We start from the raw sequence: 21,283 nt of genomic DNA on the forward strand, positions 1-21,283 counted from the left end.
GCATAGGAACCAATGCCCAATATTAATGCTCCAAGAAAACGTCTACTCATGGTGGAAGATACTCTATCAGTAGCTACCTTGTATCAGGGCTATTTGGCTTCGTTAGATATTGATATTGAGTTGGTTTCTAGTGGGCAACAAGCGATTACCAGTATTCAGGCTAACATCCCAACCTTGATTCTGTTGGACTTAAAACTGCCTGATATGACAGGTATGGATGTTCTGAAACAGGTCAGAGAGTTTGCGCCTAAGATACCGGTAGTATTTATGACCGCTCATGGCTCCATTGATGTTGCTGTGGAGGCGATGAGGCAGGGGGCACAGGACTTTCTTCTCAAGCCATGCGATGCGAATCGTTTGCGAGTGACCATATCAAAGGTTTTGCATCAGGCTCAAAATAATAAGCCGTTATTGATAAAGGAAACCAATACTTATCAAGGCTTTATTGGCTCAAGTGCCAGCATGCAAAAGGTATATCGCACCATAGATTCAGCGGCAAATAGTCGGGCTAGCATCTTTATTACCGGAGAGAGTGGCACTGGTAAGGAGGTATGCGCTGAGGCTATTCACTCGGTGAGTAATCGAGTTGATCAGCCCTTTATTGCCTTGAACTGTGCGGCAATTCCTAAAGATTTGATTGAAAGTGAATTGTTTGGGCATGTTAAAGGGGCGTTTACCGGTGCATCGACAGACCGCAAGGGAGCGGCCGAGCTTGCCAATGGCGGCACCTTGTTTCTTGATGAGCTATGTGAAATGGAGTTGGATCTACAAACCAAGTTGTTGCGCTTTATTCAAACCGGTACCTTTCAAAAGGTGGGGTCATCTACGTTAAGTCGTGTTGATGTTCGGTTTGTATGCGCCACCAATAAAGACCCTTGGCAAGAGGTTTGCAAAGGTCGATTCAGAGAAGATCTCTATTACCGTTTATACGTTATTCCACTGCAACTTCCACCGCTACGAGAGCGGGGTGATGATATTGTTGAAATTGCCCATTCTTTGCTTGGTTTTATGTCTGTTGAAGAATCGAAAGATTTTAATCGCTTCTCTGCGGACGTGTTAAAGCGGTTTTTAGCTTATCCTTGGCCTGGAAATGTGCGCCAATTGCAGAATGTCATTCGTAATATTGTGGTGTTGAATCAGGGAGAACAAGTTGAGCTTGATATGCTACCTTCGCCTCTAGATAGTCTCGATATTAATGATTATTCGGCAGTGAATGTGGCACAGTTTATTGAGCCTTTAGTGGATGAACAACCAGCCACGATTATTCCCCTTGCTCAGATAGAAAAACATGTGATTGAGAGGGCGATTCAGTTATGTAATGGTTCAATTCCAGCTGCTGCCAATCAATTGGATGTCAGTGCCTCTACAATCTATCGTAAAATTGAGCGTTGGGAGAAAGGCCATGGTTGATAATGAGCTAGACCATCACCAGTTAGATGCAGTAAAAGCACAAGTTGGCGTGGAGATGTTCCCAACGCTATTGACGATTTTTTCACAAGAATTACAAGAATATAGAACGCAGGCCATTAATGCTGATATAGATGAAATTGCACGAATTTGCCACGCTATAAAAGGCAGTGCCTCAAGTTTTGGCGCGATGCAGTTAAGTGAGTTTGCTACCCAGATAGATGGACTCTTTAAACAAAATCGATATCAAGAGTTGCAACAAAGAGTGCCGCAACTGATTGATTTAATATCAAAAACTGAATTGGAAATTAGAAAATTATTGTAGTTGTTCTAGGATTGCATCTCGAAGTTTGTCGCGATCATGTCGCCAGCCGCGCGTATAAGAAGCAAGATCACGAGTAACGGTATTCCATTGTTCGCTCAATTCAGGATTTGGCTGGTTGCCGAGAATAACGTCAGGGCGTCGATTTTGGCAGGCGCGGGTAATCCAGTCTAACTTTTGCTCAATCCCCATACGTCCCGCAGGTCCAAATTCTGGGCTGAGGTTTTCAATGAAAATGACCTTGGCTTTGGTGTTGGATTTGATTGCCTTACCAAGTTCTGGCAGTAGTAGCGGCGGCATAATACTGGTTAAGAAGCTCCCAGGACCGAGAATAATTGCATCTGCCTCTTTTAACGCAGTGATGGCCTCATTAATAGCGGGAACTTCTGGGTCGAGATCAAGCCTTAGTAATTCATCTTCCATCTCATCCACACTGGTTTCACCCTTAACCCATTTCCCACCAGTAGAAAGAGCGCGCAGATCAGAAGGGTGCTCAGACATTGGCAGTATCTTGGTCTTAATTCGTAGAAATTCACGCACCAGATTAATGGCTTCAAGAGGGCGAATTGAAAGGTTATCTACCGCCGCAAGGATGAGGTTACCAAGGTTGTGACCATCAAGCTCACCAGCGCCTCGAAAGCGATATTCAAATAACATTGAGCTGATAGTCGGCTCGGTTATCAACTGGTTAAGGCAGTTTCTGGTGTCGCCCCAGGCTATGCCTCCTTGGCAAAATCGAATGCGTCCAGTTGAGCCACCATTGTCAGTGGTAGTTACAATACCGGTAGCATTTTCTTTGAAATCGCGCAGGGCGGCTAGTATACGACCTAGCCCGTGACCACCACCAACAGCAACGACTTTATTATTCTTATAGATATCCATAGATCTGAATAGGTTGTGTCTGAGTTACGGTAAACCCTACTGTAATATTGTGATAGCGCCAAGTTTTTTGCAGTACTCAATCTAAATAAACTCGATACACCGCAAAGAAAATTCACACCAAAGCAGTTAACTTACTGTATAATTGACTCTACTTATAAATGTTTTATAAGTGTCGAACTCCGAGTTCATTAGGCTAAGTATCACTACCAATGTGAAATACGCGTATTGAGCCGTGGCATGTGCCACCGGGTTGCTTTAGAAATGAAGTAGCCTCCCGATATTTGGAAAGGTGTTTTGTGACGCAACAATTCGAAGATGGTTACCAGCGAAGATTTTATTATCTGCGCTTATCGGTGACCGATGTATGTAATTTTAAATGTACGTATTGCTTACCAGATGGGTATCGCCCTGATGGAAGTAAGCGTCCTTCTTTTATCTCGCTTCCTGAAATAAAGCGCGTGGTAACAGCATTTGCTCACTGTGGAACCAACAAGGTTCGAATCACAGGGGGCGAGCCAACCCTACGTCGTGATTTCACCGAGATCGTTGAGACCGTGGCACAAACGCCAGGCATAGACAAAGTTGCGATGACTACCAACGGTTATCGTATGGCTAAGCATGTTGAACAGTGGCGTCAAGCAGGGCTTACCCATATTAATGTCAGTCTTGATAGCCTTGATGCAAAGCAGTTTCATCAGATCACAGGACAAAATCGCTTTCATGACGTAATGGCGGGCATCGACCGCGCATTAGAAGTCGGCTACAAGCAGATCAAAATCAATGTGGTGTTGCTTAAAGACCTTAATAGCCAGCAGTTTCCTCAATTCCTTAATTGGATCAAAGATAAACCGATTCAGCTTAGGTTTATTGAGCTAATGAAAACCGGTGAAATGGATGAGTTATTTGATAACCACCACGTTTCAGGGGTTAGCTTACGCAACCACTTAATTGCTAATGGTTGGCTATTAAAGCTACGTGAAGCCAATGATGGTCCTGCACAAGTGTTTATACACCCTGATTATCAAGGTGAAATTGGCCTGATAATGCCGTATGAAAAAGGCTTTTGTTCAACGTGTAATCGCTTGAGGGTCTCTTCACGAGGCAAACTTCATCTGTGCTTATTTGGTGATGATGGCTTAGAGCTTAGAGATCTAATGCAGAGTGATGAGCAAGAACAACAACTAATTGCTCGTATTTCTGAAGGCCTTACGCACAAAGATGTGAGTCACCATTTATCTGAAGGTGATAGCGGTGCTACCCCTCATCTAGCCTCTATAGGCGGTTAATCTTTTTTTGCTCAGGGGAGACCCTTGAGCACTTTCTCATTTATATAAACTTAATACATAGGAATTTCTTGCTATGGGACACGCTCAATCTGATTTTCGACCAGCAAACATTGCCGTTTTAACCGTTTCGGATACTCGCACTGAAGAAACCGATACCAGTGGCGGATATCTTGCAGAGCAACTGCAACAGTGTGGTCATACTTTGACTGGCAAACAGATCGTTATCGATGACGTATATAAAATTCGTGCTGCAGTATCACAATGGATTGCTGCTGAGAATGTAGATGCGATTCTAATTACTGGTGGTACTGGTTTCTCGGCACGTGATTTTACACCTGAAGCAGTATCAGTACTGTTTGATAAGCAGATTGAAGGCTTTGGTGAGTTGTTCCGTTCAATTTCTTATCAGCAAATCGGTACGTCCACCATTCAATCTCGCGCAGTAGCGGGTATTGCAAACCGTACAGTAATCTTTGTGATGCCAGGTTCTACTGGAGCATGTCGCACTGCTTGGGATGGAATTCTTAAACAACAGTTAGATTCTAGCCATAAGCCATGTAACTTTATGCCGCATATCGGAGCATAATTTAGCATGAGTGAATTGACCCACATTAATCAAAACGGCGAAGCTAATATGGTGGACGTTTCGGGCAAAGCTGAAACGGTGCGTGCAGCAAGAGCTGAGGCGTATGTTGAGATGGCGCCAGAAACACTGCAACTAATCGTAAGTGGTTCACATCATAAAGGCGATGTATTTGCCACAGCACGCATTGCGGGTATCCAAGCGGCGAAGAAAACCTGGGATTTAATCCCGCTATGTCATCCATTACTACTATCTAAGGTTGAGGTGCAGCTTACTGCATTGCCAGAGAGCAATCAGGTACATATTGAGTCTGTATGTAAGCTGGCCGGTAAAACGGGCGTTGAAATGGAGGCCCTAACGGCGGCATCGGTCGCGGCATTGACCATCTACGATATGTGTAAAGCGGTGCAAAAAGATATGGTAATTAGTCAGGTACGCCTATTAGAGAAAAAGGGCGGAAAATCTGGACACTTTGAGGCTAAGTCATGATTAAAGTTGTTTTCTTTGCTCAGGTACGAGAGCTAGTTGGTATCGATGAGATTGTTATTGACTCTCAATCGACCACAGTTGAAGCGATTCGCCAGCAACTGCTGTTGAAGGGTGGCAAATGGGAACTGGCGTTAGAGTCGGGGAAACTGCTTACGGCAGTTAACCACACCATGGTTCCTCTTACAGCTGAAGTCAACGCGGGTGATGAGGTTGCATTCTTCCCTCCAGTTACAGGCGGTTAGGCATGGATAAGGTATTGGTTCAGTCTCAAGATTTTGATCTATCCCAAGAATATTCTTGGTTAAGTGAAGATCAAGGTGTCGGAGCAGTTGTAACCTTTATTGGTAAAGTGAGAGATTTTAATTTAGGGGACAATGTTGTTGGCTTGCATCTTCAGCACTACCCAGGAATGACTGAAAAATCTTTGCAGAGCATTATTGAACAAGCACGACAGCGCTGGCCGTTGGATAAAGTATCAATCATCCATCGAGTAGGAGACCTTGATATTGGCGATCAAATTGTCTTTGTTGGAGTCTCTAGCGCCCACCGAGATGCTGCTTTTGCCAGCTGTGATTTCCTTATGGACTACCTTAAAACACAGGCTCCATTTTGGAAAAAAGAGCGCTTAGCCAAGGGAAGTCGCTGGCTTGATTCGAGAGAATCTGATCATCAAGCAGCTTCAAGATGGCTGAAATAAAACTACATTAAGCGTGATCTGTATCACGAAAATATGAAAGTAAGAAAGCTCCTATATTAGGAGCTTTTTTTTATTCTATTAGGTTTGCTTTAGCCTTTTTTAGGTAACTAAATATTGCAATTGTAGCGATGGAATCTTCATATCTTTAATTATATGTTATTGAAATTGTTGTATTTATGTTGTCGCTCGGGGTTGTGTTTGAGGTGTTAATCACGTTTATTGATTAATTTACACTGTTGAGTTGGCTTGCTGTAAAAAGTGTGGGCTATATCACTGACATTTTCATCAACCACCGAACTTTAAGCTGGAATATTGACGTATGCAGGAATTTAACAATTCCAATGTGACATTTTCATGGTAAAAAAAACTAATAATTGGTAACTTTGTTTCCAATTCCTTATGAGTTTTGGCTTTTTTAGGTGAATATACAGATAAAAAATACCTAGAAGAGGAAGCCGAAATCCTCATTGGGAGTTTCACGGATGCAACTTTTAAAATTGGAGTTTTTTTGCATGTATAAAAATAAGATCACTCAGTCTCTGCTTCTTGGTGCCGGTTTAGCCGTAGCCGCTACTTCTTTCTCTTCTATCGCAGCCCACGTTCCAGATGGTACTAAACTTGCTAAAGTTCAAGAACTTGTTCGCGGTAATGGTACTGAGGTGGCGTCAATTGACCCACATAAAACAGAGGGTGTGCCAGAGTCGCACGTAATCCGCGACATTCTAGAAGGTCTAGTAAATCAAGATGCTGATGGTAATACTGTTCCTGGTGTTGCTACTAGCTGGGAAACGACAGACAACAAAACCTTTACTTTCCATCTTAGAAAAGAAGCAACATGGTCTAATGGTGACCCAGTAACAGCACAAGATTTCGTGTATAGCTGGCAGCGTGCAGTTGACCCTGCTACAGCATCACCGTATTCATGGTATATCGAAATGACTACCATGACTAACTCTGCTGACATCGTTGCGGGTAAGAAAGACAAGTCAACTCTTGGCGTTAAAGCAATTGATGACCATACATTAGAAATTCACCTAGACACTCCGTTGCCATATTTTGTAATGATGACTGGCCACACAACTATGAAGCCTGTGCATAAAGCAACGGTTGAAAAGTTTGGTGACCAATGGACTCGTCCTGCAAACTTCGTAGGTAACGGCGCATTTGTTCCAAGTAACTGGGTAGTTAATGAGCGTTTAGAGCTTAAGCGCAACGAAAAATACTGGGACAACGAGCACACCGTACTTAATAAAGTGACCTACTTACCGATCGAGAATCAGGTATCAGAAATGAACCGCTTCTTATCTGGTGAAATTCAGATCACTAACGAGCTTCCAGTAGAACACTTCCGTCGCTTACAAAAAGAGCACCCAGAAGCGGTTAACGTGAAAGGTAACTTGTGTTCTTACTACTATGGTTTCAACAACCAGAAAGCACCGTTTAACGATGTTCGCGTTCGTAAAGCACTTTCGTACACGATTGACCGTGACGTGATTGCAAAAGCTATCCTTGGCCAAGGTCAAAAGCCTGCATACTTCCTAACGCCTGAAATCACTGCTGGATTCCACCCGGATCTTCCTGCATATGGAAAAATGACGCAAAAAGAACGTATCGCAGCGGCAAAAGAGCTTCTAGAGGAAGCTGGCTTTAATAAGAGCAATCCACTTGAGTTCACTTTGCTTTATAACACCTCTGAAAACCACAAGAAGATTGCAACTGCAATCCAATCTATGTGGAGAAAAGACCTAGGTGTTAAAATCCAGCTTGAGAACCAAGAGTGGAAAACATACCTAGATACGCGTCGCGAAGGTAACTTCGATGTAACTCGTGCGGGTTGGTGTGGTGACTACAATGAAGCGTCAAGCTTCCTATCACTAATGCAGTCAAACAACAGCTCAAACGATCCTAAGTATCATAGCGACACTTACGATGCATTGATGGATAAAGCAATGGAAGCTACTAGCGACGAAGCTCGTGAAGACATCTATAACAAAGCTGAACAGCAGCTGGCACAAGATATGCCAATTGCACCTATCTATCAGTACGTAACATCTCGTCTTGTATCACCAACCGTTGGTGGTTACCCAGCTCACAATGCTGAAGATAAGATGTTCTCTAAAGATATGTACATCATCGCTAAATAATACCCCTTGTACACTAGGGCCATACAGGCCCTAAGTTAAAACAATAATATGAAAGGCACTGCATGCGGAAACGCATGCAGAGTCTTGTTACTTTTTTTTTATTTGTCACAGACTGGAAGAATCATGTTTAAATTTATTGCTAAACGGATATTCGAAGCAATCCCAACATTACTGGTTCTCATTACGATATCTTTTTTCTTGATGCGCTTTGCACCAGGTAACCCATTCTCAAGTGAACGTCCATTGCCTCCTGAAGTTATGGCAAACATCAACGCTAAATATGGTCTAGATAAACCTGTACTTGAACAGTACACCACTTATTTGACTAATATATTGCAAGGTGACTTTGGTCCTTCATTTAAATACAAAGACTATACCGTAAATGAGCTTGTTTCTACGGCACTACCTGTATCAGCTAGGATCGGCTCTTTCGCATTTCTATTTACGGTTATTATGGGGGTCACAGTCGGAACCATAGCCGCATTACGGCAAAACACCTGGCTGGATTACTCGATAATGGCGACCGCCATGCTCGGGGTCGTCATGCCCTCATTCGTACTGGCTCCGGTACTGATCTATCTATTTTCGATTAACCTTGGTTGGTTCCCCGCTGGTGGGTGGCACAACGGAGGGTGGGAGTTCGTCGTCTTACCGGTTATAGGTATGTCACTGCTTTATGTTGCAACGTTTGCACGTATTACGCGTGGCTCTATGATTGAAACCCTAAACAGTAACTTTATTCGTACGGCTCGCGCCAAAGGCTTGAGCTATAGATACATTGTTCTCAAACATGCACTTAAACCAGCACTGCTTCCGGTTGTTTCGTATATGGGACCTGCTTTTGTAGGTATCATCACCGGTTCAGTTGTTATTGAAACCATCTTTGGGCTACCTGGTATTGGTAAGCTGTTCGTCAACGCTGCCTTTAACCGTGACTATTCACTGGTTATGGGAATCACCATTTTAATTGGATTCTTATTTATCCTATTCAATGCGGTGGTTGATATCTTACTGGCTGCTATCGATCCTAAGATTCGCTTCTAATTGAGGAATTAAAGCATGTTAACAAAAAAACAAAACCTCGAAGCGATCGAGAAATTCTCTGAAAACCTTGAGATTGAAGGTCGCTCTTTGTGGCAAGATGCCCGTATCCGTTTTATGCGAAATAAAGCGGCAATGGTGAGCCTATTTATTCTAACGCTTATTACGCTGTCGGTAATTTTCTTGCCAATGTTGTCGCAATACGCCTTTGATGATACCGATTGGTATGCAATGCACGTAGGACCATCCGCAGAGCACCTATTTGGTACTGATAGCCTAGGTCGTGACCTATATGTTCGTACCCTAGTTGGTGGACGTATCTCATTGATGGTTGGCGTACTTGGTGCGTTTGTTGCTGTACTGATTGGTACGCTATACGGTGCCGCTTCTGGTTTCATCGGTGGCCGTACTGACCGTATCATGATGCGTATTCTAGAAATCTTATACGCAGTGCCATTCATGTTCTTGGTTATCGTATTAGTGACCTTCTTTGGCCGAAATATCGTCCTGATATTTGTGGCTATCGGTGCTATCGCATGGCTAGATATGGCGCGTATTGTACGTGGACAGACTCTAAGCTTACGTAGCAAAGAGTTCATTGAAGCCGCTCATGTATGTGGCGTTAGCAAGTGGCGTATTATCACCCGCCATATCGTTCCAAATGTTTTGGGTATTGTAGCGGTTTATTCAACCCTGCTAGTACCAAGTATGATTCTAACTGAATCGTTCCTGTCTTTCCTTGGTCTGGGTGTTCAAGAGCCAATGACAAGCTGGGGAGCACTACTGCAAGAAGGGTCACAGACAATGGAGGTTGCAGCATGGCAACTTACATTCCCTGCTTTGTTTATGGTAGTAACCCTATTCTGTTTCAACTACGTGGGCGATGGTCTACGTGATGCACTTGATCCAAAAGACAGATAATAATTACAAGGAATTCAGTGATGACTAATCTATTAGACGTTAAAGACCTGCGGGTAGAGTTTACGACCCAAGATGGCATAGTAACTGCGGTTAATGACCTTAACTTCTCCCTAAAAGCGGGTGAGACCCTAGGTATTGTTGGTGAATCAGGCTCAGGTAAATCTCAAACCGTATTTGCGATTATGGGCTTGCTAGCGAAAAACGGCATTATCTCAGGCAGTGCTAAATTTGAAGGCAAAGAGATCCTAAACCTGCCGGAGAAAGAGCTAAACAAAGTACGTGCTGAGCAGATCGCGATGATCTTCCAAGATCCGATGACTTCATTAAATCCATATATGAAGGTGTCTGATCAGTTGATGGAAGTGCTTATGCTACATAAAGGCATGGGTAGAGCAGAGGCGTTTGAAGAATCAGTACGCATGCTGGAAGCCGTTAAAATTCCAGAAGCGCGTCAGCGTATCACCATGTATCCGCACGAATTTTCTGGCGGTATGCGTCAGCGCGTTATGATAGCGATGGCACTACTGTGTCGCCCTAAGCTGCTGATTGCTGATGAACCGACAACAGCGCTAGATGTGACCGTTCAGGCTCAGATTATGGACCTGCTTAACGAACTTAAATCAGAGTTTGATACCTCTATCATCATGATTACCCACGACCTTGGCGTAGTTGCCGGATCCTGTGAGAAGGTATTGGTAATGTACGCTGGCCGTACCATGGAATATGGCTCTGTAGATGACATCTTCTATTCACCAAGCCATCCATACGCAGAGGGCTTGCTTAAAGCTATCCCTCGCCTGGATACCGTGGGTGAAGTTTTGCCAACGATACCTGGAAATCCACCGAACCTTCTTCGCTTACCACCTGGTTGTCCTTACCAAGAGCGCTGTCATCGTGTGACAGACCGCTGTAAGAGTGAATCGCCTATCCTGACTCCTTTTGGAGAGCAGCGTCAGCGAGCATGTTTTTCTGATCACGAGGCTTGGTAAAATGAACGCACCTTTGAATACAGACAAAAAATTAATACTGGACGTGAAAGACCTTAAGGTTCACTTTCAGATCACTCCAAAGTCAGCATGGCCTTGGACTAAGCCGATCCCGCTTAAAGCCGTTGACGGTGTTGATGTTCACCTTTACGAGGGTGAAACATTAGGCGTAGTTGGTGAGTCAGGTTGTGGTAAATCGACTTTTGCGCGTGCTGTAATTGGTTTAGTTGAAGCGACCGAAGGTCAAGTAGTTTGGTTAGGCCAAGACCTACTTAAAATGAAAGATGCTGCGCGCCGTGAAACACGCAAAGACATCCAGATGATCTTTCAAGACCCTCTGGCTTCATTGAACCCTCGAATGACAGTGGGTGATATTATTGCTGAGCCGCTACAAACATTCTATCCAGGCCTTTCTAAAGACCAGGTTAAGGAGCGCGTAAAGGCAATGATGGATAAAGTAGGTCTATTACCTAACGTTATCAACCGTTATCCACACGAGTTTTCCGGTGGTCAATGTCAACGTATCGGTATTGCGCGTGCGCTTATCCTTGAACCAAAAATGATTATCTGTGATGAACCTGTTTCGGCATTGGATGTGTCTATTCAAGCTCAGGTTGTAAACCTTCTTAAAGAGCTACAAACAGAACTTGGATTATCGCTAGTGTTCATTGCACATGACCTTTCAGTGGTAAAACATATCTCAGATCGCGTATTGGTTATGTACCTTGGAAACGCCGTTGAACTAGGCGAATCTGATGCACTGTTTAAAGACCCTAAGCACCCATACACGCGCGCTTTGATGTCAGCAGTGCCTATCCCTGATCCAAAGCTTGAGCGTCAAAAGAAAATTCAGATGCTAGAAGGGGACCTACCTTCCCCAATGAACCCACCATCAGGTTGTGTGTTCCGTACTCGTTGTCCTATCGCAACTGAGGAATGTGCCAAGCACAAACCAACGTTAGAAGGCGATGACGTGCATGCAGTATCATGCTTGCATGTAGATTAACGGATAGTTAATTCGGCCTGTGACAGGCTTGAGCGTGTTGTGTATGCAACACGCTCTTTTTTTTTTGGAATCGGAATCGGTGTAGCGGTGAGTCGATGTATCTATGGTGTGCCACTCCGCACTTTCCACAAACCATTCCACCATTCCCCACGCCGTCATGCCGGTGGTGTTTTAAGCCGGCATCTTCGGTTACTCGGGTTTAATTGAAGTAGCACGCTTGGCTGGGTTATGAGTGTCTACAGATCCCCGCCTGCGCGGGAGGACGGGGGTGGGGCGTATCGGTGTGGCGGTGAGTCGGTGTATCTATGGTGTGCCACTCCTCAGTTTCCACTCACCTCACTTTCCACAAACCATGTCACCATTCCCCACGTCGTCATGCCGGTAGTGTTTTAAGCCGGCATCTTTGGGGACTCGGGTTTAATTGAAGTCGTACAGTTTGGTTGGGTATCGAGTGTCTACAGATCCCCGCCTACGCGGGGAGGACGGGGGTGGGGCGTATCGGTGTGGTGGTGAGTCGATGTATCTATGGTGTGCCACTCCTCAGTTTCCACTCACCTCACTTTCCACAAACCATGTCACCATTCCCCACGTCGTCATGCCGGTAGTGTTTTAAGCCGGCATCTTTGGGTACTCGGGGTTAATTGAAGTAGCACGCTTGGCTGGGTTATGAGTGTCTACAGATCCCCGCCTACGCGGGGAGGACGGGGGTGGGGCGTATCGGTGTGGCGATGGGTCGGTGTATCTATGGTGTGCCACTCCTCAGTTTCCACTCACGTCACGTTCCACAAACCATGTCACCATTCCCCACGCCGTCATGCCGGTGGTGTTTTAAGCCGGCATCTTCGGTTACTCGGGTTTAATTGAAGTAATACGCTTGGTTGGGTATCGAGTGTCTACAGATCCTCGCCTACGCGGGGAGGACGGGAGAGGGGGCGAGTCGATGTAGCTATGAGTCGATGTATTGTATTGCTTAAAGCTGCAGCTAAATTGGAACCCCATTTCCCCAAACGAAAAAAAACCAGCTCAATGAGCTGGTTTTTTTATATATGGTGGAGGGGGACGGATTCGAACCATCGAAGGCAGTGCCGTCAGATTTACAGTCTGATCCCTTTGGCCACTCGGGAACCCCTCCAGGGTGTTTTTATACTTAGTGCATGTTTTCCCAACACGTGAACCAAGTTTGAATATGGTGGAGGGGGACGGATTCGAACCATCGAAGGCAGTGCCGTCAGATTTACAGTCTGATCCCTTTGGCCACTCGGGAACCCCTCCAGGGTATTTTTATACTTAAGAGCAGATTTCCCAACGCTGTTCTCAAGTTCGGAGCGCATAATACTCAGCACAGAAAATTCTGTAAAGTGTTTTCTTGCATTTTCAGGTCGTATGCATGCTTTTTATCCATAACGGCTGAAAAGTGACTCAATTCGAATTATTTATGAGCAAGCTGGCTCAGGTAATTGAGTTGTAAGTGTTGTAGCTGATTCAAATTAGTGTAACCGAAACCTCAACAATTTACATAGATTGACGTTATTTACTCTCGAAAATGATAAAGTATGACAAATGAATAGCCTAATTTAGGCTATGCGCAAATTTTAGCTGTGAGTGTTCTAATTTATCTAAGATAACCGCTTAATTGTGTGTGAATTTTGTACACCAAGCGATTATCGAATAGGAAGTTAGCACGCTCGGCTAAAGGGCTCGACCAAAACTACTTTACGCATAGATTTAGGTCGAATGAAATTTAACCGCGAGCGGTTAACGGACTCCAATAATTACAATTATTATGACTACTACAACACCAACTCGAATCCAATTTTTTACGATGTTTGTCTGCCTGACATCGCTAGTTCTTTTTTCATCTCCGAGTTTCGCAAGACCGCGCAGTGCCTCAAACGTTGCGGTGACGGTGCAACAAGTTCAAATTCATGAGATATCGCAGTCACTTTCATTGGTGGGTAAGCTCAAAGCTCAGCAGTCGGTAACTATTGCACCAGAGGTTAGCGGCACAATCGAGCACATTGCGGTATCGGCCAATCAAGAGGTTAAAAAGGGTCAGCTGTTGATTCGTCTTAGTGATGATAAGGCTAAAGCTGCGGTAAAAGAAGCTAAGGCATATCTCAGTGAAGAAAAGCGTAAATTAGGTGAGTTCGAAAGGTTGCGTAAGAGTGCAGCGGTTACGTTAACTGCATTGGAAGGTCAAAAAGCCAGTGTGCAGATTGCACAAGCAAGGCTAGATGCAGCCCAAGCTGAGCTCAATGATAAATACCTTAGAGCACCCTTTGCCGGTCATATTGGTTTCATTGACTTTAGCTTAGGTAAATTAGTTAATTCAGGTACTGAGTTAATGAACCTCGATAACCTGAGTGTCATGGAGCTCGATCTTCAAGTCCCTGAGCGCTATTTATCTATGATTGCGAATGGCATGAAGGTAAATGTGTTGGCTAATGCATGGGGCGATCGCGTATTTGAAGGCAAGATTGTCGGCATCGATTCAAGGGTAAATCCTGAAACATTAAACCTGCGCGTGCGCATTGACCTTGATAATACGGCTGGGCAGTTGAAACCGGGTATGTTAGTGCAGGCCACAATGAAGTTCCCACCAATTCAGGCTCCAATCATTCCGGTGCAGTCATTGCAATACCTAGGTACTAAGCGCTTTGTTTATGTTTTGGGTAAAGAGAATCGCGTGACTCAACGAGAGGTGTTCTTAGGCACTCGCGTGGGTAACGAAGTCGTCATTGATAAAGGGCTCGAAATCGGAGAAACCATAGTTGTACAGGGTGTGGTGAACATGCGCAGTGGCATCGTGGTTAAAATTGTTGGCGAGCATGAAAGTGAAAGTAAGGCGGCACTATAATGTTGTTATCTGACATTTCAGTTAAACGCCCAGTGGCGGCGGTTGTACTTAGCTTACTCTTGTGTGTATTTGGTATTGTATCTTTCTCAAAGCTCGCTGTGCGAGAAATGCCAGATATCGAAAGTTCAGTGGTTTCTATCAATACGCGCTATAACGGCGCTTCTGCCACCATTATAGAAAACCAAATAACCTCAACCATTGAAGACCAGTTATCAGGTATCAGTGGCATTGATGAGATTACCTCTACAACGCGTAATGGCATGTCTCGCATTACAGTGACGTTTGATCTGGGTTATGATCTAAATACAGGTGTGAGTGATGTCCGTGATGCCGTTGCCCGTGCCCAGAATCAGCTACCAGATGAAGCCGACTCGCCAATTGTTTATAAGAACAACGGCAGTGGTGAGGCGTCGATATACATCAATTTGAGCTCCGATATTTTAGATAGAACGGAACTTACCGACTATGTAGACCGTGTTTTGTTAGACCGATTTAGCCTGATCTCTGGGGTGAGCTCAGTGCAGGTACAGGGCGGTTTGTACAAGGTTATGTACGTCAAACTCAAACCGACTCTAATGGCAGGCCGCGGGGTGACGACCTCAGATATTTCCTCGGCGCTAAACTCGGAGAATATAGAAAGCCCAGGTGGTCAGATTCGTAACGATCAGATAGTGATGTCAGTACGTACCGACCGCTCTTACAACAGCGCCAAAGATTTTGAGTACCTTGTGGTGCGTCGCGCAGCAGATGGTACGCCTATCTATCTTAAAGATGTAGCGGATGTCTATCTAGGTGCAAAAAATGAAGATTCAACCTTCCGCAGTAACGGTGTAGCCAACGTTAGTTTAGGGATAGTGCCGCAATCAGATGCCAACCCTCTAGATGTTGCTAGTGCGGTGCGCAAGCAGGTTGATGATATCCAGAAATTCCTACCCGATAGCACCCATTTAGTGGTGGATTATGACTCGACCGTGTTTATCGATCGCTCAATATCTGAGGTGTACAATACGCTGTTCATTACGGGTGGCTTAGTGGTGTTGGTGCTGTATATCTTTATTGGACAGGCGCGAGCAACGCTGATTCCAGCGGTAACGGTTCCGGTTTCTTTAATATCCTCATTTATAGCCGCCTATTACTTAGGTTTTAGTATTAACCTCATTACCTTAATGGCGCTCATTCTTTCCATTGGCTTGGTGGTAGATGATGCCATCGTGGTGGTAGAGAATATATTCCACCATATTGAGCGCGGTGAATCGCCGTTATTAGCCGCTTATAAAGGCACGCGAGAAGTTGGGTTTGCGGTTATCGCAACCACGCTGGTGCTAGTGATGGTATTCCTGCCAATATCCTTTATGGATGGCATGGTGGGACTGCTGTTTACTGAGTTTTCAGTGCTACTTGCGGTGTCGGTTCTGTTCTCATCACTTATTGCTTTAACGTTAACCCCAGTACTAGGCAGTAAGATCTTGTCTGCCAACGTGAAACCGAATCGTTTTAACCGTGGCGTTGAGGTGGTGTTTAGTAAGCTTGAGCGTGGTTATCGCAGAGCCTTACAAGGCGCGATTAAGTTACGCTGGCTTGCTCCTGTGGTTATTCTTGCTTGTATAGGCGGAGCATATCAACTGATGCATGTGATCCCAGCGCAGCTTACACCGCAAGAAGATAGAGGGGTATTGTTTGCGTTTGCTCGCGGTGCGGATGCAACCAGTTACAACCGTATGGCTACTAATATGGATGTGATTGAATCGCGTCTGATGCCACTGGTAGGCAAGGGCGTATTGAAATCGTTCTCGATTCAGTCTCCTGCATTTGGTGGTAACGCGGGTGATCAGACTGGCTTTGTGATTATGGTTCTTGAAGACTGGGAGCATAGGGATGTCTCGGCTCAGCAAGCACTGGGTATCATTCGTAAGGCGTTAACTGATATTCCCGATGTGCGCGTATTCCCAATGATGCCAGGCTTTAGAGGCGGCTCTAGTGAACCGGTGCAATTTGTCCTTGGTGGCTCGGATTATAAAGAGCTCGAAAAATGGGCTGACTTAATGAAGAACGCGGCTGAGGATAGCCCGTTTATGGATGGAGCAAGTACCGATTATTCTGAGAAAACCCCAGAATTGGTGGTCTCTATTGATAAAGAGCGCGCGGCAGATCTTGGCATAAGCCAAAGTGATATATCGGACACCTTAGAGGTGATGCTTGGTGGTAAGTCTGAGACCACTTATGTTGACCGTGGTCAGGAATACGATGTCTATCTGCGCGGTGATGAGAATAGCTTTAATAACGTGGGTGATCTTAGCCAAATATACTTGCGCACCTCAAAGGGTGAGCTCGTAACCATGGATTCGGTGGCACATGTTGATGAAGTGGCATCTGCGATTCGCTTGTCTCACTATAACAAACAAAAATCCATTACCGTTAAAGCTAACCTAGTTGAAGGTGCCACTTTAAGTGATGCGCTAGATTACATGGACAGCAAGGCGATTGAGCTATTACCTAGCGATATTAGCGTGCACTACTCTGGAGAGTCGAAGGACTTTAAAGAGAACCAATCATCCATCCTAGTTGTTTTTGCGTTGGCTTTGCTGGTGGCATATTTGGTACTTGCAGCGCAGTTTGAAAGCTTTATCAACCCATTGGTGATTATGTTTACTGTACCTATGGGGGTGTTTGGTGGTTTCTTGGGGCTGTTAATTATGTCGCAAGGCTTAAACGTATATAGCCAGATAGGCATGATAATGCTGATCGGTATGGTAACCAAAAACGGCATATTGATTGTTGAGTTTGCCAACCAGTTGCGAGACAGAGGGATAGCATTTGAGCAAGCTATCATCGATGCCGCAGCGCGTCGTCTCAGACCTATTTTGATGACCGCATTTACCACATTGGCCGGTTCAATTCCGTTGATACTCTCGACGGGAGCTGGATATGAAAGCCGCGTAGCCGTGGGTACGGTAATCTTCTTTGGGATGGCATTTGCGACTTTAGTAACGCTGTTTGTTATTCCAGCTATGTATCGCCTCTTGTCGGTTCACACCCAAGCACCAGGGCATGTTGAGTTGCAACTTAACAAAGACCTGCAACACGACACCAAGGGACGCGTGGGGCACGGTTAAGCTCATCAACATAAAGGCCCGTTACGGGCCTTTATTGTTTAACGGTGATACCTTCCAATTCAAGCAGCGCTTGCTTGCGCTCTATTCCTCCCGCGTATCCGGTCAGGGTTCGATTTACTCCAATTACCCTGTGGCATGGAACAATAATAGAGATCGGGTTTTTTCCATTTGCAGCACCCACTGCGCGCACCGATTGAGGGTTATTAATTGCTTCTGCTAACTGCTTATAAGTGCGGGTTTCACCAAATGGTATGCACGTGAGTTGCTCCCATATCTGTAATTGAAACGCTGTACCTTGCAGGTCTAGTGGCAAATCAAAATGGCGCCTTTGGTTGGCAAAGTATTGTGTAAGCTGGTGCTTGGTATCTTGTAGATAAGGATGGTCATCACTGGATTGACCCGGTAGCTGTGGTTTGGTGGTGTGCTGTTCAAACCATATACCGGTTATCCCTTTATCGCTGCATTGTGCAGTTATGCTCCCAAGGCGCGATGCGAAAGTGGTGAAATAGTGCATATTATTGATTCCACAGATGTAGGGTGGCATAACTGCCGTAGGGTGACACGCTTTGCTGCGATAAGTTAGGGTAGTGGATACGCATCTTTTTAACGAACAGATCCCCCTCGAGTAAGGTGTCTTTTAGCCTTTGTCCACGCAGTTGAGCGTACTGAACAGTCCAAGGGCCAATGCCTTTAATCACTAGCCAATCCTCTGGCTTGGAATCTGGATTATCACACATAAATTGCGCAAAGTGCGTTAGGGTTTGCTTGCGGCTTTGCGGCATTCGTAAAAAACTGATATCGGTATTTGATACTTGTTGCGGGGTGGGGAAGTCATGACCTTCTGGATTGACATTCTCTACCAGATTATTGAGGTGCTTGATAGCTGCAACGACCGAAACCTGTTGCCCTAAAATAGCGCGTACTCCCGCCTCCCATAAACTCCATACACCCAGAATACGCACCCCTTTACGGTGGACAAGCTGAGGTTCAATACCACTCAAATAGTGTTCGACCGTATCGGTATTACAATCTAGGTCAAACATTTCAGTAACGCGCTTAATCAATAAGGGTAGGGTATCGCTATTTTCTAATTCACACTCTAGCAATAGAGTGTTGCTTTTTGCCTTTGAAATACAAAATTGATAGCCTTGACCATTTAATACACCACTGCGGTAGTACGCTGTATCGCTAATTTGTTCAAAGCGATCGATGGCTCGCTTAGCATAAAATTCAAGCATCCATGGCCAGTCTAAGTGTCCGCGAACGGGTATAAATTGAGTGTGCTTTTGCCATGCCATATCTAGAAATCTAAGCCAATAGAGAGCTGTAATCCGTCGTAGTCTTCATCGTATGCACCTAGCCCGGTAGTGGCGTAGCCGTAGATGTATTCCGCTCGCGCCCAATAATCGGCATTGATATTCCATTGTAAGCCCGCGCCCACTGTGAATACGCCACCGTTGGTATCGCCAGTATCAGTACGCTCTCCATTGGTAGTGTCATGGTCTTTTATAAAGGTTGCAATGGCACTGGTACGTCCAAATACCTCTAGCGGGGTATCTCCTAACTCACCAGAGCTTACAACTACAGACATACCGAGCTGGTAGTAGTTTCTTTCATAGGTCCGAGCATTATCTTTGGATTCGGCATATCGGAAAAAACCTTCCATGCTCACATAGTCGTTAAATGATTGCCCGCCGCCAATGATAAAGCTCGGGTCAGAAAAGGTATTGGTATCGTCATTTTCAGGAGAAAACCCAACATCACCAATTCCCATATAAAATGAGTTACTGGTAGCTGAATATGCTGATGCAGAGAGTAAAGCGAGAGGCAATAAGGCGGCTATGTGGTACTTATTCATAGGTTTCCTGTTAGCGGGTTAACAAAATGGCAATATAATCAAACGCATTGATATGCAATAAAGTATAAATTAATCATAATCTTAGCACTAATACTAGGTTATACAGTTTCAAGTGATAACTTTTGATAACAGCAAGGAGTATTGTTTTGACAAAAGCAAAGCATGAGCAGCTTTCCCAAGCCGAGCAGGATCAGCTGGACGCTGCGGTATTTCGCCGTCTGCTAAAGCATTTAGACAACAATAAAGATGTGCAGAATATTGATTTGATGATCTTGGCAGGATTCTGTCGCAACTGCTTTAGCAAGTGGTACACCGCAGAAGCGAAAGAGAAAGGATTGGATCTGGATATCGATGATGCACGTATGCGTGTTTATGGCATGACATATGATGAGTGGAAGCAGAACCACCAGTTGCCAGCAACCCCAGAGCAACTTGCCGCATTTGAGGCAAAGCAAAAATAATATAACAAAAGCGCTTTATAAAGCGCCTTTGTTTTGCGTGCTACTCGCGATGAAAACTAGCTTAGTAGTTGTTGCAAGTGGTTACGACTCTCACTGATATCACCTATGGTTTCGCTCACCCATTGCGGGTTGTAATAGGTATCGAGATAACGCTCGCCACTGTCACACAACAGGGTAACGATAGAGCCTTTTTCTCCGCGCTCAACCATCTGTTTGGCTAACATAAATACCCCATAAAGATTGGTGCCAGTTGAAGGCCCAACCCGACGACCGAGGTGCTGATGTAGCCATTGCATAGTCACAATTGAGTGAGCATCAGCAACCTTAATCATGTCATCCACTACGCCAGGAATAAAACTTGGTTCAACTCTAGGTCTCCCAATGCCTTCAATATGGCTGCCTCTATTTAGGGTGATATTTGCGTCACCGCTTTGATAGTAATCGAAGAAAACCGAATGCTCAGGATCAACCACACACAGCTTGGTGGAATACTGTTGATAGCGAATAAATCGCCCAATGGTTGCTGATGTGCCACCTGTACCGGGGCTCATTACAATCCAGCTCGGGATAGGGTGACACTCAAGCTTCATCTGATCGAATATCGAATTGGCAATATTATTGTTTCCACGCCAATCGGTAGCGCGCTCAGCATAGGTAAACTGGTCCATATAGTGGCCGTTTAACTCCTTGGCAAGGCGGTGTGACTCGGCATAAATTTGGTCTGAGCGATCAACAAGGTGTGCTTTACCACCGTAAAATTCGATCTGTTGGATCTTACTCTTAGCAGTGCTTTTGGGCATTACCGCAATAAAGGGTAGCCCGAGTAGGCGCGCAAAGTAGGCCTCAGATACCGCAGTACTGCCCGATGATGATTCAATAACTGGGGTATTTTCACCAATCCAACCATTACACAAGGCATAGAGAAACAAAGAACGCGCTAAGCGATGCTTAAGGGAGCCTGTTGGGTGAGTGCTCTCATCTTTAAGATAGATATCTACGCCGTCAAAGGCGTGGTTATCTAACTTAATTAAGTGGGTGTCGGCACTGCGTTGGTAATCAGATTCAATGATCTGTACCGCGCGGTTGATCCATGAAAGGTCGCAATGTTGATGAGAGCTCATAGGGAATCCCTTATTATTGTGTATAAGGTTAATTTACCCATTTAATGGGAGAAAAACTTAATGAATTTTCTGCTAATATGCCATATATAGAGAAAAGTTTTCTACAAAG

General features: G+C 44.9%; 20 protein-coding genes, 2 tRNA genes and 1 riboswitch. Of the genes, 15 read left to right on the forward strand and 7 right to left on the reverse strand.

The window, feature by feature from the left end; all coding sequences use genetic code 11:
* The first annotated feature begins 12 nt into the window (after window positions 1-12).
* Window positions 13-1,410, forward strand: coding sequence for a quorum-sensing sigma-54 dependent transcriptional regulator LuxO (gene luxO / locus OCU28_RS03775; protein ID WP_449356250.1), 1,398 nt, complete (start codon window positions 13-15; stop codon window positions 1,408-1,410).
* Entirely contained in the window at window positions 1,403-1,732 is a 330-nt protein-coding gene (locus OCU28_RS03780) for an Hpt domain-containing protein (protein WP_261817010.1), read from the forward strand. The genes luxO and OCU28_RS03780 overlap by 8 nt, the downstream gene beginning before the upstream one ends.
* On the opposite strand, the gene yvcK is transcribed toward OCU28_RS03780, so the two are convergent.
* Window positions 1,724-2,611 carry a uridine diphosphate-N-acetylglucosamine-binding protein YvcK gene (yvcK, locus tag OCU28_RS03785; RefSeq protein ID WP_261817011.1) on the reverse strand — a complete coding sequence of 296 codons (888 nt, stop codon included), beginning with the start codon at window positions 2,609-2,611 and terminating at the stop codon, window positions 1,724-1,726. The two genes, OCU28_RS03780 and yvcK, sit on opposite strands and share 9 nt — an antisense overlap.
* Before the next feature lie 165 nt (window positions 2,612-2,776).
* Window positions 2,777-2,919, forward strand: a riboswitch (molybdenum cofactor riboswitch).
* On the opposite strand from yvcK, the gene moaA reads away from it, so the two are divergent.
* The 10 genes from moaA (at window position 2,908) to oppF (ending at window position 11,764) form a co-directional block, all read left to right on the forward strand.
* Complete coding sequence (gene moaA, locus OCU28_RS03790) at window positions 2,908-3,897, forward strand: GTP 3',8-cyclase MoaA (RefSeq protein WP_261817012.1); 990 nt, start codon at window positions 2,908-2,910, stop codon at window positions 3,895-3,897. It overlaps the preceding riboswitch by 12 nt.
* A gap of 73 nt (window positions 3,898-3,970) precedes the next feature.
* A complete protein-coding gene (gene moaB / locus OCU28_RS03795) occupies window positions 3,971-4,483 on the forward strand; it encodes a molybdenum cofactor biosynthesis protein B (RefSeq protein ID WP_261817013.1) in 513 nt (170 codons plus the stop codon).
* A gap of 6 nt (window positions 4,484-4,489) precedes the next feature.
* A complete protein-coding gene (gene moaC, locus OCU28_RS03800) occupies window positions 4,490-4,969 on the forward strand; it encodes a cyclic pyranopterin monophosphate synthase MoaC (RefSeq protein WP_261817014.1) in 480 nt (159 codons plus the stop codon).
* A complete protein-coding gene (gene moaD / locus OCU28_RS03805) occupies window positions 4,966-5,211 on the forward strand; it encodes a molybdopterin synthase sulfur carrier subunit (RefSeq protein ID WP_261817015.1) in 246 nt (81 codons plus the stop codon). Before moaC ends, moaD begins: the two co-directional genes overlap by 4 nt.
* A gap of 2 nt (window positions 5,212-5,213) precedes the next feature.
* Window positions 5,214-5,666 carry a molybdopterin synthase catalytic subunit MoaE gene (moaE, locus tag OCU28_RS03810; protein ID WP_261817016.1) on the forward strand — a complete coding sequence of 151 codons (453 nt, stop codon included), beginning with the start codon at window positions 5,214-5,216 and terminating at the stop codon, window positions 5,664-5,666.
* 512 nt (window positions 5,667-6,178) lie between these two features.
* Window positions 6,179-7,810, forward strand: a complete 1,632-nt coding sequence (locus OCU28_RS03815; RefSeq protein ID WP_261817017.1) for an ABC transporter substrate-binding protein — start codon at window positions 6,179-6,181, stop codon at window positions 7,808-7,810.
* 123 nt (window positions 7,811-7,933) lie between these two features.
* Complete coding sequence (oppB, locus tag OCU28_RS03820) at window positions 7,934-8,854, forward strand: oligopeptide ABC transporter permease OppB (RefSeq protein ID WP_261817018.1); 921 nt, start codon at window positions 7,934-7,936, stop codon at window positions 8,852-8,854.
* Window positions 8,855-8,869: 15 nt separating this feature from the next.
* On the forward strand, window positions 8,870-9,772 hold the full coding sequence (gene oppC, locus OCU28_RS03825; RefSeq protein WP_261817019.1) for an oligopeptide ABC transporter permease OppC: 903 nt from the start codon (window positions 8,870-8,872) through the stop codon (window positions 9,770-9,772).
* A gap of 20 nt (window positions 9,773-9,792) precedes the next feature.
* Window positions 9,793-10,761 (forward strand): ABC transporter ATP-binding protein, encoded by a 969-nt coding sequence (gene oppD, locus OCU28_RS03830; RefSeq protein ID WP_261817020.1) that lies wholly within the window; start codon window positions 9,793-9,795, stop codon window positions 10,759-10,761.
* Between the two features lies 1 nt (window position 10,762).
* On the forward strand, window positions 10,763-11,764 hold the full coding sequence (gene oppF / locus OCU28_RS03835; protein ID WP_261817021.1) for a murein tripeptide/oligopeptide ABC transporter ATP binding protein OppF: 1,002 nt from the start codon (window positions 10,763-10,765) through the stop codon (window positions 11,762-11,764).
* Window positions 11,765-12,811: 1,047 nt separating this feature from the next.
* Here oppF and OCU28_RS03840 read toward each other — a convergent pair.
* Window positions 12,812-12,896 (reverse strand) — tRNA-Tyr (locus tag OCU28_RS03840).
* A 55-nt stretch (window positions 12,897-12,951) separates the two neighbouring features.
* Window positions 12,952-13,036, reverse strand: a tRNA-Tyr gene (locus OCU28_RS03845).
* Between the two features lie 550 nt (window positions 13,037-13,586).
* Here OCU28_RS03845 and OCU28_RS03850 point away from each other — a divergent pair.
* Entirely contained in the window at window positions 13,587-14,621 is a 1,035-nt protein-coding gene (locus tag OCU28_RS03850; protein ID WP_261817425.1) for an efflux RND transporter periplasmic adaptor subunit, read from the forward strand.
* Complete coding sequence (locus tag OCU28_RS03855) at window positions 14,621-17,734, forward strand: multidrug efflux RND transporter permease subunit (RefSeq protein WP_261817022.1); 3,114 nt, start codon at window positions 14,621-14,623, stop codon at window positions 17,732-17,734. Before OCU28_RS03850 ends, OCU28_RS03855 begins: the two co-directional genes overlap by 1 nt.
* 31 nt (window positions 17,735-17,765) lie before the next feature.
* Here the strand turns inward: OCU28_RS03855 and OCU28_RS03860 are convergent, their stop codons facing one another.
* From OCU28_RS03860 to OCU28_RS03870, 3 genes are read right to left on the reverse strand one after another with little or no spacing between them, the layout of a single operon-like run.
* A complete protein-coding gene (locus OCU28_RS03860; RefSeq protein ID WP_261817023.1) occupies window positions 17,766-18,248 on the reverse strand; it encodes a methylated-DNA--[protein]-cysteine S-methyltransferase in 483 nt (160 codons plus the stop codon).
* 1 nt (window position 18,249) lies between these two features.
* Window positions 18,250-19,032 carry a DNA-3-methyladenine glycosylase 2 gene (locus OCU28_RS03865; protein WP_261817024.1) on the reverse strand — a complete coding sequence of 261 codons (783 nt, stop codon included), beginning with the start codon at window positions 19,030-19,032 and terminating at the stop codon, window positions 18,250-18,252.
* Between the two features lie 2 nt (window positions 19,033-19,034).
* A complete protein-coding gene (locus OCU28_RS03870; RefSeq protein ID WP_261817025.1) occupies window positions 19,035-19,592 on the reverse strand; it encodes a porin family protein in 558 nt (185 codons plus the stop codon).
* A gap of 146 nt (window positions 19,593-19,738) precedes the next feature.
* Here OCU28_RS03870 and OCU28_RS03875 point away from each other — a divergent pair, with 146 nt between their 5' ends.
* Window positions 19,739-20,053, forward strand: coding sequence for a DUF1244 domain-containing protein (locus OCU28_RS03875; protein ID WP_261817026.1), 315 nt, complete (start codon window positions 19,739-19,741; stop codon window positions 20,051-20,053).
* Window positions 20,054-20,109: 56 nt separating this feature from the next.
* On the opposite strand, the gene OCU28_RS03880 is transcribed toward OCU28_RS03875, so the two are convergent.
* On the reverse strand, window positions 20,110-21,174 hold the full coding sequence (locus OCU28_RS03880) for a PLP-dependent cysteine synthase family protein (protein ID WP_261817027.1): 1,065 nt from the start codon (window positions 21,172-21,174) through the stop codon (window positions 20,110-20,112).
* Window positions 21,175-21,283 lie beyond the last annotated feature (109 nt).

The sequence above is a fragment of the Vibrio gallicus genome (genome assembly GCF_024346875.1).
In the GTDB taxonomy this organism is placed as follows: Bacteria; Pseudomonadota; Gammaproteobacteria; order Enterobacterales; family Vibrionaceae; genus Vibrio; species Vibrio gallicus.

Bases quoted from the DNA above. Each gene is read 5' to 3' on its own strand.
- oppC (WP_261817019.1), top strand. From the start codon at position 8,870: ATGTTAACAAAAAAACAAAACCTCGAAGCGATCGAGAAATTCTCTGAA.
- yvcK (WP_261817011.1), bottom strand. From the start codon at position 2,611: ATGGATATCTATAAGAATAATAAAGTCGTTGCTGTTGGTGGTGGTCAC.
- oppD (WP_261817020.1), top strand. From the start codon at position 9,793: ATGACTAATCTATTAGACGTTAAAGACCTGCGGGTAGAGTTTACGACC.
- OCU28_RS03850 (WP_261817425.1), top strand. From the start codon at position 13,587: ATGTTTGTCTGCCTGACATCGCTAGTTCTTTTTTCATCTCCGAGTTTC.
- OCU28_RS03880 (WP_261817027.1), bottom strand. From the start codon at position 21,174: ATGAGCTCTCATCAACATTGCGACCTTTCATGGATCAACCGCGCGGTA.
- moaB (WP_261817013.1), top strand. From the start codon at position 3,971: ATGGGACACGCTCAATCTGATTTTCGACCAGCAAACATTGCCGTTTTA.
- moaC (WP_261817014.1), top strand. From the start codon at position 4,490: ATGAGTGAATTGACCCACATTAATCAAAACGGCGAAGCTAATATGGTG.
- OCU28_RS03870 (WP_261817025.1), bottom strand. From the start codon at position 19,592: ATGAATAAGTACCACATAGCCGCCTTATTGCCTCTCGCTTTACTCTCT.
- oppB (WP_261817018.1), top strand. From the start codon at position 7,934: ATGTTTAAATTTATTGCTAAACGGATATTCGAAGCAATCCCAACATTA.
- oppF (WP_261817021.1), top strand. From the start codon at position 10,763: ATGAACGCACCTTTGAATACAGACAAAAAATTAATACTGGACGTGAAA.
- OCU28_RS03860 (WP_261817023.1), bottom strand. From the start codon at position 18,248: ATGCACTATTTCACCACTTTCGCATCGCGCCTTGGGAGCATAACTGCA.
- OCU28_RS03855 (WP_261817022.1), top strand. From the start codon at position 14,621: ATGTTGTTATCTGACATTTCAGTTAAACGCCCAGTGGCGGCGGTTGTA.
- moaE (WP_261817016.1), top strand. From the start codon at position 5,214: ATGGATAAGGTATTGGTTCAGTCTCAAGATTTTGATCTATCCCAAGAA.
- OCU28_RS03780 (WP_261817010.1), top strand. From the start codon at position 1,403: ATGGTTGATAATGAGCTAGACCATCACCAGTTAGATGCAGTAAAAGCA.
- OCU28_RS03865 (WP_261817024.1), bottom strand. From the start codon at position 19,032: ATGGCATGGCAAAAGCACACTCAATTTATACCCGTTCGCGGACACTTA.
- moaD (WP_261817015.1), top strand. From the start codon at position 4,966: ATGATTAAAGTTGTTTTCTTTGCTCAGGTACGAGAGCTAGTTGGTATC.
- OCU28_RS03815 (WP_261817017.1), top strand. From the start codon at position 6,179: ATGTATAAAAATAAGATCACTCAGTCTCTGCTTCTTGGTGCCGGTTTA.
- luxO (WP_449356250.1), top strand. From the start codon at position 13: ATGCCCAATATTAATGCTCCAAGAAAACGTCTACTCATGGTGGAAGAT.